This window comes from Nocardioides insulae DSM 17944, from assembly GCF_000422825.1.
Classification (GTDB): Bacteria; Actinomycetota; Actinomycetes; order Propionibacteriales; family Nocardioidaceae; genus Nocardioides; species Nocardioides insulae.
In genome coordinates, this window is record NZ_KE383928.1 from 569,075 (window position 1) to 582,369 (window position 13,295).

Annotated in this window: 12 protein-coding genes; 3 read left to right on the plus strand and 9 right to left on the minus strand. The window is 70.9% G+C overall.

Annotated features, from left to right (window positions below; genetic code table 11):
• Positions 1 to 28: 28 nt before the first annotated feature.
• Complete coding sequence (locus G515_RS21320) at positions 29 to 628, plus strand: COG4315 family predicted lipoprotein (protein ID WP_051218356.1); 600 nt, start codon at positions 29 to 31, stop codon at positions 626 to 628.
• Here the strand turns inward: G515_RS21320 and G515_RS0112890 are convergent.
• The 3 genes from G515_RS0112890 to G515_RS0112900 form a co-directional block, all read right to left on the minus strand.
• Positions 622 to 2,220 carry a fatty acyl-CoA synthetase gene (locus G515_RS0112890; protein ID WP_084653544.1) on the minus strand — a complete coding sequence of 533 codons (1,599 nt, stop codon included), beginning with the start codon at positions 2,218 to 2,220 and terminating at the stop codon, positions 622 to 624. The genes G515_RS21320 and G515_RS0112890 overlap by 7 nt on opposite strands.
• 162 nt (positions 2,221 to 2,382) lie before the next feature.
• On the minus strand, positions 2,383 to 3,000 hold the full coding sequence (locus tag G515_RS0112895) for a TetR/AcrR family transcriptional regulator (RefSeq protein ID WP_028660459.1): 618 nt from the start codon (positions 2,998 to 3,000) through the stop codon (positions 2,383 to 2,385).
• The gene (locus G515_RS0112900) at positions 2,997 to 4,367 is read right to left on the minus strand and encodes a phosphotransferase family protein (protein ID WP_036555512.1); all 1,371 of its coding nucleotides are present in this window, start codon (positions 4,365 to 4,367) and stop codon (positions 2,997 to 2,999) included. The genes G515_RS0112895 and G515_RS0112900 overlap by 4 nt, the downstream gene beginning before the upstream one ends.
• A 98-nt stretch (positions 4,368 to 4,465) precedes the next feature.
• Here G515_RS0112900 and G515_RS0112905 point away from each other — a divergent pair, with 98 nt between their 5' ends.
• Positions 4,466 to 5,362, plus strand: a complete 897-nt coding sequence (locus tag G515_RS0112905; RefSeq protein WP_028660461.1) for an enoyl-CoA hydratase-related protein — start codon at positions 4,466 to 4,468, stop codon at positions 5,360 to 5,362.
• On the opposite strand, the gene G515_RS0112910 is transcribed toward G515_RS0112905, so the two are convergent.
• A complete protein-coding gene (locus G515_RS0112910; RefSeq protein WP_028660462.1) occupies positions 5,352 to 5,960 on the minus strand; it encodes a TetR/AcrR family transcriptional regulator in 609 nt (202 codons plus the stop codon). The two genes, G515_RS0112905 and G515_RS0112910, sit on opposite strands and share 11 nt — an antisense overlap.
• Before the next feature lie 236 nt (positions 5,961 to 6,196).
• On the opposite strand from G515_RS0112910, the gene G515_RS0112915 reads away from it, so the two are divergent.
• On the plus strand, positions 6,197 to 7,741 hold the full coding sequence (locus tag G515_RS0112915; protein WP_028660463.1) for a long-chain-fatty-acid--CoA ligase: 1,545 nt from the start codon (positions 6,197 to 6,199) through the stop codon (positions 7,739 to 7,741).
• A gap of 250 nt (positions 7,742 to 7,991) precedes the next feature.
• Here G515_RS0112915 and G515_RS0112920 read toward each other — a convergent pair whose 3' ends face one another.
• From G515_RS0112920 to G515_RS0112940, 5 genes are read right to left on the minus strand one after another with little or no spacing between them, the layout of a single operon-like run.
• A complete protein-coding gene (locus G515_RS0112920; protein ID WP_028660464.1) occupies positions 7,992 to 8,828 on the minus strand; it encodes an acyl-CoA thioesterase in 837 nt (278 codons plus the stop codon).
• Positions 8,829 to 8,876: 48 nt separating this feature from the next.
• Complete coding sequence (locus G515_RS0112925; protein ID WP_028660465.1) at positions 8,877 to 9,920, minus strand: LacI family DNA-binding transcriptional regulator; 1,044 nt, start codon at positions 9,918 to 9,920, stop codon at positions 8,877 to 8,879.
• 13 nt (positions 9,921 to 9,933) lie between these two features.
• Positions 9,934 to 11,406, minus strand: a complete 1,473-nt coding sequence (locus G515_RS0112930; RefSeq protein ID WP_051218357.1) for a GH1 family beta-glucosidase — start codon at positions 11,404 to 11,406, stop codon at positions 9,934 to 9,936.
• On the minus strand, positions 11,403 to 12,254 hold the full coding sequence (locus G515_RS0112935; RefSeq protein WP_028660467.1) for a carbohydrate ABC transporter permease: 852 nt from the start codon (positions 12,252 to 12,254) through the stop codon (positions 11,403 to 11,405). The genes G515_RS0112930 and G515_RS0112935 overlap by 4 nt, the downstream gene beginning before the upstream one ends.
• Positions 12,251 to 13,282 carry a carbohydrate ABC transporter permease gene (locus tag G515_RS0112940; protein WP_028660468.1) on the minus strand — a complete coding sequence of 344 codons (1,032 nt, stop codon included), beginning with the start codon at positions 13,280 to 13,282 and terminating at the stop codon, positions 12,251 to 12,253. Before G515_RS0112940 ends, G515_RS0112935 begins: the two co-directional genes overlap by 4 nt.
• Positions 13,283 to 13,295 lie beyond the last annotated feature (13 nt).

Here is a 13,295-nt window from a genome sequence, read left to right on the forward strand (position 1 = left end):
TGGGAGTCCCGCACGAGAGGACGACGCCATGGGGATCAGGACCCTCGGCGGCCGGATGACACTGGTCGCTCCAGTCACTGTGATCGCGCTGGTCGCATTCGGTCTCTCCGCCTGCGGGTCGGAGGAGGACACGCCGTCCACGACCGCCTCGGAGACCCAGGACGGTTCGCCGACCGCCGACAGCTCCGGGGACGCGCAGGCGGCCCTGATGCTCGCGGACTCGGCGGTGGGCGAGATCGTGGTCGACGGCGAGGGCCGGGCGGTCTACCAGTACGACGCCGACCGGCAGGGCGCCACCACCAGCGCGTGCACCGGTGACTGTGCGCAGCAGTGGCCGGCCGTGCCCGCGGGCACGGCCGGGCCGGCGGACCTGCCCGCGCCCGGGGTCACCGGGAGGCTGGGCACCATCACCGGGGTGGACAACGTCTCCCAGCTGACCCTGGACGGCTGGCCGCTGTACTACTACGCCGGCGACGAGGAGCCCGGGGACGTCTCGGGTCAGGGTGTGGGTGGGGTCTGGTGGCTGCTCGCCTCGGACGGCACCCCGGTCACCTCGACCCCGGAGGGGACCAGCACCCCGGAGAGCGAGGACGACGAGGGGGGCAAGGGCGGGATGTACGGCTACTGATCCGACGCGTCCGCCGCGATCCCGCCGTGCTCCTCGCGCAGGTCGCGCTTGAGGATCTTGCCGGACGGGTTCTTCGGGAGGGCGTCGGCCAGGACGACGTACTTGGGGGTCTTGTAGCCGGCCAGGACGCCGCGGGTGTGCTCGATGACCCCCTCGGGGGTGAGATCGGCCCCCTCAGCGGGTACGACGACGGCGGCCACCGCCTCGACCCAGCGGGGGTGGGAGACACCGAAGACCGCCACCTCGGCGACGCCGTCGAGCTGGTAGATGGCCTCCTCGACCTCGCGGGAGGCGACGTTCTCCCCGCCGGTCTTGATCATGTCCTTCTTCCGGTCGACCACGTAGAGGTGGCCGTCCTCGGTGAGGTAGCCGAGGTCGCCGGAGTGGAACCAACCGTGGGCGAAGGCCGCCGCGGTCTTCTCCGGCTGCCGGTAGTAGCCCAGCGTCGCGTGCGGGCTGCGGTGCACGATCTCCCCGACCGTGCCCGGTGGCACCGGCCGGTCATCCTCGTCCACGATGCGGGTCTCGACGTTGATCGAGGGACGACCGGCCGAGCCGGCGTGGCTGAGCTGCTCGTCGGGACCGAGGATCGTGGCGAGCGGCGCCATCTCGGTCTGTCCGTAGAAGTTCCACAGACGTACGCCGGGCAGCCGCCGGGTCAGCTCCTCCAGCACCGCCACCGGCATCGGGGAGGCGCCGTAGTAACCGGTGCGCAGGCTGGACAGGTCGGTCCGCTCGAACTCGGGGGACCGGAGCAGGCCGATCCACACCGTCGGTGGCGCGAAGTACTTGGTGACGCCGTGCTCCTCGATCGCGCGCAGCACGGCGGCCGGATCCGGGCCGGGCAGGATGACCGAGGTGGCACCGAGGTAGATGTCGACGCCGAGGAAGCAGTCCAGTTGCGCGCAGTGGTAGAGCGGCAGCGTGTGCAGTTCGACGTCGTCGGCGCGCATCTCGCCGTCGATGACACAGGAGACGTACTGCCACAGCAGCGCCCGGCTGGAGAGCAGCGCCCCCTTCGGCCGGGACTCGGTGCCCGAGGTGAACATCATCCGCACCGGGTCGTCGTCGGCGACCGCGACCACCGGCGGCGTGCCCTCGTGCTCGGTCCACTCGGCGAGGTCGACCCACCCGGAGGGGACCTCGCCGCCGGCGAGGCGGATCGCAGCGCGGGTGCGCACCGAGCCGGACGAACCGGCCAGGGCCTTCTCGGCCACGGGCAGCAGGGCGTCCTCGACGACGAAGGCGGTGCTCCCGCTCTGGTCGAGGATGAAGGCGATCTCCTCGGCGCCGAGCATGAAGTTGATCGGCACGAGCACGACGCCGACCCGGGCGGTGGCGAAGTCGAGCACGGCGAACTGCCAGCAGTTGTGGCTCAGCAGCGCCAGTCGGTCGCCCTTGGTGAGTCCGGCGGCGGCGATCGCCGCGGCCGTGCGGTCGACCGCGGCGTCGAACTCGGCGAAGCTGAACCGCGTCTCACCGTCGATGATCGCGGTCTTGTCGGGCACTCGGGCGGCGGTACGCCGGGGCAGGTCACCCAGGCTCTGCTGTCGGGCGAGGGCGATGAGGGGATCGCTGGGCGTCTCGGGCACGGTGCTCCTCGGTGACAAAGGGTCGGGTCACCGCGATCTTAGGGTCAGAGCTACCGGCAGCCGGGCCGGGCGACGTCCGGGTGTGGGATCGACGACGTCAACGCAGGTGCCCGCCCGGTACGCCGGTGGCTGCCCTCCTCGCGCCGGATCGGTCGCGCGGTGTCACAGCAGGACGCCGCGGGCCAGCCGTCGCCAGCCCGGCAGATGCGGGTCCGTGCTGGGGTCGCGCTCGGTGAAGGCGTAGGTGAAGGCGACGCCCCGCATGCTGGTGTTGAGCAGTTCGCGGAGGTCGGCGTACCCGGGGCGGGCGGCGAGGTCCGGGCCGAAGAGGCGGCCACAGGACTCGGCGAGGGCGGCGCCCATCTGCTGCTCGGAGGGCAGCAGGCTGCGCCGGAGTTCGGGCACCTGCCGGGAGGCGAGCCAGAGCTCGGCGGATGCCCAGAACATCTCGGAGTGGTAGGAGAGCCACATCGCGGTGACGGCCGCGTCGATCCGCTCCTCGGGGCCGAGGGCGGGATCGATCGAGGTCGGGCTCTCCTCCAGTCGGCGGTGCACCAGGTGGCGTACCGCGGCGATCAGCAGGGCGTCCCGGGAGGGGAAGTGGTGCAGCAGCCGGCCCCGGGAGACCCCGGCGAGGCGCTGGATGCGCAGCGTCGAGGCGCCGGCGTACCCGTACTCGACGAGGGCCCGGAGAGCGGCTTCGATCAGCAGCAGTTCGGTGTCGCGGCTGCGTTGCTGCCGGGCCCGGGTTCGAGGCGGCTCGAGCCGGTCCGCCGTCACACCGGCCGCTCCAGATGACGTGGGTTGGCGACCGCGACCCGGTCGCGCACGGCGGCACGGACGGCGGTGGTGACCTCGGCCCAGCGCGCGTCGAGATCACCGCGCTCGATGGCCAGGCTCAGCTCGGCGTCGTCGGCCACGCCCAGCGACGTGAGCTGCGCGGCGTGGGTCCGCCGCGCCTCGGGGCCGAGCAGCGCCTCACGCTGCAGCATGGCGACCACATTGGCGGCCACGCGGGCCTCGAAGCCGAGTGCGCCGCCCAACGGCATCGCCGAGGTGGTGAGGAAGTGGCTGACCCCGTCGGCGAGCTGGGCCGCGTTCGGCCAGCCGTAGAGGTCGGTGCCCTCGCTGTAGTCGGGCAGCGGGGGAGCCTGGTGCGGCTCGTCCAGACCGAGGGCGAGCAGCACATCGAACTCCTGCTCGCAGGTACGCCGCCCGATCGCGGCCCGCTCCACGGAGGGCTGGGCGCCGGAGGTGTGGGTGGTGGTCATCCGCTGGCACATCATCCCCCACTTGACCGTGGCGAACAGCTCCCACCAGGCGAGGTGCTCGTCGGTGGGACGCCAGCCGGCCTCCTCGGCGTACCCGTCGAGGAGCTCCTCGCGGGTGCCGACCCCGCCGGCCGGGAGTGGGGACCCGAAGCGCCAGACCTTGGCGCACAGCCAGCCGAGGTCCTCCACCGGGTCGCCCCGGTGCACCAGTTCCCAGTCGAGCACCGCGGCGAGCCCGTCCCCGTCGATGAGCAGGTTGCCGAGCCGGAAGTCGCCGTGCACCAGCGTGGTGCGGCCCGAGGACGGGGCGCGGCGCCGGAGTTCGCGCAGGCCGAGCGCCAGTCCGGGGGCGACCGGGACACCGAGACCGTTGTCGCGGATCATGTCGCCCAGCGGGTCGGCCACCGTGGTGAGGAGCTCGGAGTCGGGCAGGTCGGCGGTGTGGATGCGCGCGAGGGTGCGGCCCATGGTGCGGGCGAGGCCGTCGCGGGCGCCGGCGTACTCCTCATCGCGCAGCAGTTTGCGGGGGATGGTCTCCCCGTCGACGAAGGCGACCAGCATGAACGCGCCGCCGACGACCTGGTCGTCGGTGCCGGAGTCGTAGACCTCGGGCACGGGGACCCCGACCTTCGCGGCCGCGGAGATCGCCTCGACCTCGAGGGCGAGCGAGCCCTTCGCGACCGTGTCGATGCGGGCGATCACGCGCAGTTCCCCGGCGTCCTCGCGTCGAACGGTCAGCGCCCAGGTCTCCCGGCTGGCGCCGCCGGTCAGCCGGCGGGCGTCGATCACCGCCACTGAGGTGGACCAGGCGGCCGCGAGGCGGTCACTGAAGAGGGTGGACAACAGGGCGGCGCGGTCGGGCGCGGACGTCGTCATGGAGGGGTCTCCCAGCTCGGGTCGGGCAGGCGGCACGAAACCTAACACGCAAAAAGTCAGCATTGACTGTTTAGTGCCCGCCCCATAGCGTCCCGACCGTGAATCCGAGCGACTTCCAGACCCTTTCCTACGAGGTCGACGACCACGTCGCGACCATCACCTTCACCCGGCCCGAGCAGCGCAACACCTTCACCACCGAGGGCTGCCTCGAACTCGTGGCCGCCTTCGATCTCGTCGACGCCGACGACGACGTCCGCGCGGTGATCCTCACCGGCACGGGCAAGAGCTTCTGCGCCGGCGCGGACCTCGGCCGCGGCTTCGTCTCCAAGGAGAAGGTCGAGCAGGCCGACCCCGACGACCCCATGCTCAAGCGTGGGTACGTCGGCGACGGCGTACCGCGCGACGGCGGCGGTATCACCTCGCTGCGGATCGCGGCGTGCACCAAGCCCGTGATCGTCGCCTTCAACGGCTCCGCCGTGGGCGTCGGGGTCACCATGACCCTCCCGGCCGACATCCGGATCGCGGTCACCGGGACCAAGCTCGGCCTGGTCTTCGGCCGCCGCGGCCTGGTGCCCGAGGCGGCTTCCTCCTGGTTCCTTCCCCGCGTGGTCGGCATCAACAAGGCGCTTGAATGGTGCCTCACCGGCCGCCTGGTGACGGCCGAGGAGGCGCACGAGGCCGGTCTGCTCAACCACGTCGTGGAGCCCGAGGAACTGCTGCCGAAGGCGCGCGAGATCGCCCAGGAGATCGTGGCCAACGTGGCGCCGCGGTCGGCCGTCTACACCCGGCGGATGCTCTGGTCGATGCTCTCGGCCAGCGACCCGTGGGAGGCGCACGACACCGACTCCCGGGCGATCTACGAGTTGGGTGGGTCCGCGGAGGTCAAGGAGGGCATCGCCTCCTTCCTCGAGCGGCGGCCCGCCGAGTTCCCGGGCTTCGCCGGCCCGCTTCCTGACTACCTGCCGGAGTGGCCCCGGGACGCCTCTAGGGTCTGACCATCCGCAGGGACAGTTCGACGTACTGCGCGGCGATCTCCGCCGGCCCGTCCGGGCCGGCGGGGGAGTACCACCCCATCACCGAGCGCCACAGGCCGAGCAGCGCCCGGGCCGTCCTGTCGACGTCCAGGTCGGTGAACTCACCGCTGGTGACGCCGTCGGCGAGGATCCGCTCGACGATCTGCTCGATCTCGCGGCGCGGCTCGACGAAGCGGTCCCGGTTGGCCGGTGAGAGGTGGCGAGCCTCGCCCGCGACCGCGGCGAACAGGTGCCGCTGGGTCACGTGCCGCACGATGGCCTCGGTGACGTTCGCCAGCCGCTCGGTCGGGGTGCTGCCGTCCGCGTCGGCGGCCGCCGTACGCCAGGCCGTCTCCCGGGTGGAGAGGTCGACCAGGGCGACGTAGAGGCCCTCCTTGCTGCCGTAGTGGTAGTAGAGCAGCGGCACCGTGACGCCGGCGCGGTTGGCGACGTCGCGCACCGAGGCGCCGTGGAAGCCGTGTTCGGAGAAGGCCTCCAAGGCGCCCTGGAGGATCGGCGGCAACGGTTCCTGGTCGAACTCGCGCCAGTCCTGGCTGGGGTGGGTCGTGGAGGTGGTCATCTGGGCTGCTCCGATCAGCGGTTCTCGGCCGCATGGATCATCCGGGAAGGGCGGGGTGCCCTCGTCGACCCGTTCTCGGTCAACGCCCCCTTGTGTTGGGCACATCACATCATTACCGTTCCCCTGAACGAGCGCTCAATCGGACTCGCCGTACTGGCAGCCGTCAAGTCGCTCACCCGCAGCACATCAACAGCACATCGATCGATCACACCGATCGCCCTTGGAGGAGCCCCGACATGACCCCCATCGACGCCGCTCGTCGGATCAACTGGAGCGCGTTCCTGACCCGCCACGTGCACGAGCAGCCGGACGAGGTGGTGCTGCGCTTCCGGGGCGAGGCCACCACCTGGCGCGAGTTCGACGACCGGGTCAGCCGGCTGGCGACCTGGCTCCAGGGCCAGGGCATCAAGAAGGGCGACCGGGTCGGCGCGCTGACCCTCAACCGCACCCAGTTCATCGACCTCGTCGCCGCCACGATCCGGGTCGGCGCGATCTTCGTGCCCTACAACTTCCGACTCAGCCCGGCCGAGCTCAATTACGTGCTGACCGACTCCGGTCCGTCCGTCGTCCTCGTCGAGGCGCCGCTGCTGCCCTCCTACCAGGCGTCCGGCTACGACCAGGCCACCGTCCTGACCATCGACGTCCCCGAGCCGCCGGCGGGTGCCTTCGACGTCGACGCGGTCACGGCCGAGACCCCCAACGACTGGGAACTGGTCGACATCGACGACAACGACCCGATGACGATCCTCTACACCTCGGGCACCACCGGCTACCCGAAGGGCGCCGTCCTCACCCACCAGAACATGTTCGTCCAGGGCCTGAGCGGCATCATGGGCGCGCAGCCCTGGGAGACCGGCGTGCGCCTGCTCGGCGTCCCGCTCTTCCACGTGGCCGGCATCGGCAACCTCACCGGCATGTTCATGGTCGGCGGGGTCACCGTGCTGCAGCCGCTGGGCGCCTTCGACGCTACCGAGACCGTCGACATCCTCGAGCGTGAGCAGATCACCGGCACCTTCTTCGTCCCCGCGCAGTGGCAGGCGATCGTCGACCTGCCGGGGATCAAGGACCGCAAGCTGCCGCTGCGCACCATCTCGTGGGGTGCCGCGCCGGCGTCCACCACGCTGCTCCAGCAGATGTCCGAGACCTTCCCGGAGGCCCAGATCCTGTGCGCCTTCGGCCAGACCGAGATGTCGCCGGTGACCACGATCCTCAAGGGCGACGACGCGATCACCAAGATGGGTTCGGTCGGCAAGCCCGTTCCCTACGTCTCGGTGCGCATCGTCGACCCGCTGATGAACGACGTGGCGGTCGGCGAGGTCGGCGAGATCGTCTACCGCGGACCGAACACGATGGTCGGCTACTGGAACAAGCCCGAGGCCACCGAGGAGGCCTTCCGCGGCGGCTGGTTCCACTCCGGTGACCTGTGCAAGATGGACGAGGACGGCTTCATCTACGTCGTCGACCGGCTCAAGGACATGATCATCTCCGGTGGCGAGAACATCTACTGCGCCGAGGTCGAGAACGCCATCTTCGCCCACCCCGACATCGCCGATGTGGCCGTCGTCGGGCGCCCCGACGAGAAGTGGGGCGAGGCCCCGGTGGCCGTCCTGGTCGCCAAGCCCGGCGCCACCGCTCCGAGCATCGAGGAACTGCGTCAGTTCCTCAACGACAAGCTCGCCCGGTTCAAGCACCCCCACGAGGTCCTCGTCATCGACGAGCTGCCCCGCAACGCCTCCGGCAAGGTGATCAAGCCCCCGCTGCGTGAGCAGGTCAAGGGCTGACCCTCCCGGGTCCATGGGCCTCGACGGGCTCGGCCATCTCGGCCGAGCCGGTCGGGGCCCTTCGCTGTGCCGGCTGGGCCCTGTCACGACACCCAGGGTCTGACGCACTCAAGGCGCCCTGGGACTCCATCCCGTCACCGCCCCAACGTGTCGAAGTCCGAGCACGTCGACGTCCGAGGCCGACGAGGGTCGGGGTGTGGGTCGACCGGGCAAATGGATCGACCGGGGCGTGGGTAGACCGGGGCGCGGGTCAGCTGGGGCGCGGGGCGCGGTGGAGGCACTCCTGGGCGAGGGTGGCCAGCAGATGCCCGGCCGCGTCGAAGATGGAGCCGGTGTAGAGGCCGCGGCCGTTGGCCACCGCATGGGGGTGCAGATCCATCAGCATCCAGTCGGCCGCGCCGCCGTTCTGGTGGAACCAGATCGCGTGGTCCAGGCTCGGGCCCGGCCACCAGCCGTCTCGGGCGAAGGGGCCGATGCCGGTGGAGATGTCGGAGAGATAGGTGACCACGCAGGCGTCGACCAGCGGGTCGGCGGCCAGTTCGGGTTCGGCGCAGCGGGCCCAGAAGCGGGTCGGCCACCGACCCGACGGCGCCCCGGGCGCCTCGTGCGGCTGCGGGACCGAGCGGCCCTCGAAGGAGAACAGCCGGGGGATCGTGTAGGCCGGCGACTCGTCCGGGGACGGGACGTCCTCACCCAGCGTCGGAACCTGCTCCCGCGGGGCCTCGGGCACCTCTCCTTGGAAGGAGACCGAGGCGCTGAAGATCACCTCGCCGTCCTGGAGGGCGACCACCCGGCGGGCGGAGAACGAGCCGCCGTCACGGTCCCGGAAGACCTGGAAGACGGTCGGCTGGGCGGCGTTGCCCGGCCGCAGGAAGTAGCCGTGCAGCGAGTGCGGCCGGCGCCCTTCCGGCGTGGTGGATCCCGCTGCGCGCAGCGCCTGGGCGGCCACCTGCCCGCCGTACAGCGCGAACCGCTCGGAGAAGACCGTGGCGGCGCGGAAGAGATCGCGGTCGATCCGCTCCAGTTCGAACAGGGTCCGAAGGTCGGTGTCGAAACCGTCGAGCGGTGCGAAATCAGGGCTAGACACGGGGCCTCCTTGCGACAACTGGTACGGCCCACACCCTAGAGTGCGCGCTCAGGCCGACTCGCGTCGGACCGGAGTGGGCGGATAGATCACCCGCACCGGCCCGGCACCGCGCCGCCCGTCGAGCTGCTCGAGCAGCAGTCGCGCGGCCTGACCGGCCATCTCCGCGATCGGGTTGTGGATCGTGGTCAGCGGCGGCTCAGTGCGGTCGGGGACGTCGAGGTCGTCGTAGCCGATCACCGCGACGTCCTCGGGCACCCGTCGGCCGCGCAGGGACAGCTCCTTGAGGGCGCCGGCGGCCATCAGGTCCGAGGCGGCGAAGAGACCGTCGAGGTCGGGGTGCCGGTCGAGCAGTTGGGCCGCGGCCAGGGCGCCGCCCGCCTCGGTGAAGTCGCTGTGGACGAGCGCGTCGGCTCGCATCCCCGCAGACCCGAGGGCCGCGCGCCAGCCGTCGGCCCGGTCGACCCCCGCGGACATGTCGGCGGGGCCGGCGATGGTGCCGATCCGGCGGCAGCCCCGGTCCAGCAGGAGCTGGGCTGCCTGTCGCCCGCCCTCGACGTTGTCGGTGTCGACGTAGGACACCCGGTCGACGCTGCTCCAGGGGCGACCGACGAACACCGACGGCAGGCCCACCGAGGCGAGGTGGTCGGGCAGGGTCGTGGACCGGTGGTGGGAGACCACGATCGCCCCGTCGAGATGACGGTGGTTGAGATAGCGCAGCAGACGCGGCTCGTCGTCCCCCCCGGTGGCGAGGAGGAGGACCGGCTGCAGGTCGCGGTCTGCCAGCGGCCGGGTCACCGCGCGCAGCGTGCGGGCGAAGAACGGGTCGGAGAAGATCCGCTCGTCCGGCTCGGGCACCACCACGCCGATGGTGTCGGTGCGCTGGGTGACCAGGCTGCGCGCGGCCAGATTGGGGGTGTAGCCGAGGGTGCGTACGGCGGACTCCACCGCCGCCTTGGCCGCCGGGCTCACCCGGTGGCCGCCGTTGATGGCGCGCGAGGCGGTCGCCCGTGAGACCCCCGCGGTGCGGGCCACCTCGTCGAGCGTGGGGGAGCGCCGACCGCGGATCGCCTCGGCGTCGTTCACTCCGGTCATGTCCCCACCCCTCTCATGGCCGGGTGCCGCGCTGCTCAGCGGCGATCCTGGCATAGGCCAGTGCGCTGTCCTTCGGGATGCGCTCCTGGGTCTCGTAGTCGACGTAGACCAGGCCGAACCGCTGGTCGTAGCCGTAGGCCCATTCGAAGTTGTCCAGCAGCGACCATGCGAAGTATCCGCGGACGTCGACGCCCTCCTGGATCGCGGCATGCACGGCCCGCAGGTGGTCCACGACGTACGCCGTCCGCTCGGCGTCGTGGACGCCGCCGTCCGCGCTCACGGTGTCGGGGTAGGCGGCGCCGTTCTCGGTGATGTACATCGGCGGGACGTCGTAGTCCGTGGCCAGTCGTCGCAGGAGGCGGGTCAGTCCGTCCGGCTGCACCTCCCAGTCCAGGCCGGTCACGGGGAGGTCGCGGCGGGGGAAGGTGATGTCCTCACCGGCGACGAACTGGGACGCGGTGGGCCGGGACGGCTGTGCCGCGGCGGTGCCGGCCTCGTCGTCCTGCGGTCGTCCGGACACGGCGTTGCCCTGGTAGTAGTTGACCCCGAGGACGTCGAGCGGCGCGCTGATCAGGCTCAGGTCACCGTCCTCGATGACGTCGGTCCACGATCCGCCCTGCCAGTCGAGCGGGGTGGTGTCGGCGACGATGTCCTCGGGATAGCGGCCCAGCAGGACCGCGTCGGCGAAGAGCCGGTTGAACTGCCCGTCGACGCGGCGGGCCGCGTCGCGGTCGAGTTCGTCCTCCGGGTCGAACGGGTCGGGCACGGTGAAGTTGAGGGTGAGCCCCAGCCGGGTGCCGTCCTGGCCGACGCCGCGTTCCCGCAGTGCCTCGGCCGCCAGGCCGTGCCCGAGCAACAGGTGGTGGGCCGCGACCATCCCGGCCACGCCGTCCTGCCGGCCCGGTGCGTGCTGCCCGCCGGTGTAGCCGAGGAAGGCCGAGCAGAACGGTTCGTTGAGGGTGGTCCAATACGGCACCCGGTCGCCGAGGGCGTCGTACACGCTCAGCGCGTAGTCGAGGAACCGGTACGCCGTGTCGCGCCGGGTCCAGCCGCCGGCATCCTCGAGTGCCTGGGGGAGGTCCCAGTGGTAGAGCGTGACCCAGGGGGCGATGTCGTGCTCGAGCAGCTCGTCGACGAGCCGCCGGTAGAAGTCGAGGCCACGCTGGTCGACCGCGCCGCCGTCGGGGCGTACCCGCGGCCAGGCCACCGAGAACCGGTAGCTGTCGAGGCCGAGCCGCTTCATCAGGGCGACGTCCTCGCGGTAACGGTGGTAGTGGTCGCAGGCGATGTCGCCGGTGTCGCCGCCGAGGACGGCGCCTGGGACGCGGGCGAAGGTGTCCCAGACCGACGGGCTGCGGCCGTCGACGTCGACGGCCCCCTCGATCTGGTAGGACGCCGTCGCCGCACCCCACAGGAAGCCGGGTGGGAAACGCAGGTCGGCCAGGGCGGTGCCGGGCTGCTGCCGGGTCGTGCTGGTCGTGCTCATCCTTTGACGGCTCCTTGCATGATGCCGGACACGAGTTGGCGTCCGGTGGCGATGAACAGGAGAAGAAGCGGCACGGTGGCCATCAGGGTGCCGGCCTGGAGCAGGGCCATGTCGCTGAGGCCCTGACCGGGCGCGATCTTGAGTTGGTCCAGTGCGGTCTGCAGGGTCTGGACGTCGGATCCCTGGAGGACCAGTAGCGGCCACATGAAGTCCGTCCAGGCCTGCATGAACGTGAACAGGCCGAGGATCGCCATCGCCGGCCGTGCCGCGGGGACGGCGACGGTCCAGAAGATGCGGATCATCGAGCAGCCGTCGACCCGGGCGGCCTCGATCAGTTCGTCCGGGATCGCGTCCTTGAGGTACTGGCGCATGAAGAACACCCCGAAGGCGGTGACCATCCAGGGCAGGATGACCGCGGTGCGGGTGCCGGTGAGGCCGAGGTTGCTGAACTCCTTGAGCAGCGGGATCAGGGCCAGTTGGGGCGGGATGGTCATCGTCAGGATCACGAAGACCATCAAGGCGTTGTTGCCCCGGAAGCGGAACTTGGCGAAGGCGTACCCCGCCAGGGTCGCGAAGACGACCGTGGAGATCGCGGCGACCGAGGACACGAAGATCGAGTTAGCCAGCGCCGACCAGAAGTCGATCCGGTCGAGCACCCGCGCGGCGTTGTCGAAGAAGTGGCCGCCGGGGATCAACGGGGGCGGGGTCTGGATCGCCCGCTGCGAGGTCACCGAGCCGATCACGAAGGACCAGTACAGCGGGAAGACCGAGCCGAACAGGAACGCGGCCAGGAGCGCGTAGACCAGGGCCCGGGGCCGGTCGCGGAGGGCGGTACGGCGGGTGCTCATGTCGCGCTCCTTCGCTGGACGGCTCGGGTGAGGAGGAAGTTGATCAGGGCGAAGCAGATGATCAGCCCGACCAGGAGCCAGGAGGCGGCGGCCGCGCGGGGATACGGGTCGGTGGCGCTGTTGGCGGTGTTGAAGATGTACATGGCGAGGGTCTGGTACTCGTAATTGGAGCCGCCCTGGTGCTGCAGGTTGGTGTCGAAGAGTCGCGGCTCGGTGAAGATCTGCAGTCCGCCGATGGTCGAGGTGATGATGACGAACATCAGGGTCGGCCGGATGGAGGGCAGGGTGATGCTGAAGAACTGGCGGATCGTCCCCGCGCCGTCGATCGCGGCGGCCTCGTACAGACTGCGGGGGATCGCCTGCATCGCGGCCAGCAGGATCAGGGTGTTGTAGCCGGTCCAGCGCCAGTTGACCATCGTGGCGATCGCCGTCCAACTGGCCAGCCGGTTGGAGTGCCACTGCACTTCGGGGAGACCGACCATGCTCAAGATCTCGTTGATCAGGCCGGACTTGTCGGCGAACAGCGACCCGAAGATCAGCGCCACCGCCGCCGGCGCGACCACGAACGGCACGAGCACGCTCATCCGCCAGCCGACCTTCCAACGCAGGTTGGTGGTGAGCAGGGCCGCCACGAGGGTCGCGATGATGACCTGGGGGACCGAGGAGAGCAGGAAGATCCCGATGGTGTTCCAGAACGCCTTGTGGAACACGGGGTCCTGGAGCACGTGGATGTAATTGTCCCAGCCGACCGCGTCGCCGTGCTCGGCCCCGAACCGCGGCCAGGAGAAGAACGACAGGTAGCCGGAGTAGAGCATCGGGTAGAGACCGATGGCGGCGAAGATGACGAAGAACGGCAGGACATAGAGGTACGGCGACACCTTGGTGTCGAGCCGGGAGAGCCGTTGGCGGAGGGTGATCCGTGGCGCCGTTCGGCTGGGCCGGGGTTCGGGCGGGCCGGGTGGGTGGGCCCCGTCCGGGGGCGCCGCCTGTGCGGTGCCCCCGGACGAGGACGTGCTGCGCTCGGTCATCGGCTGGGTGCGG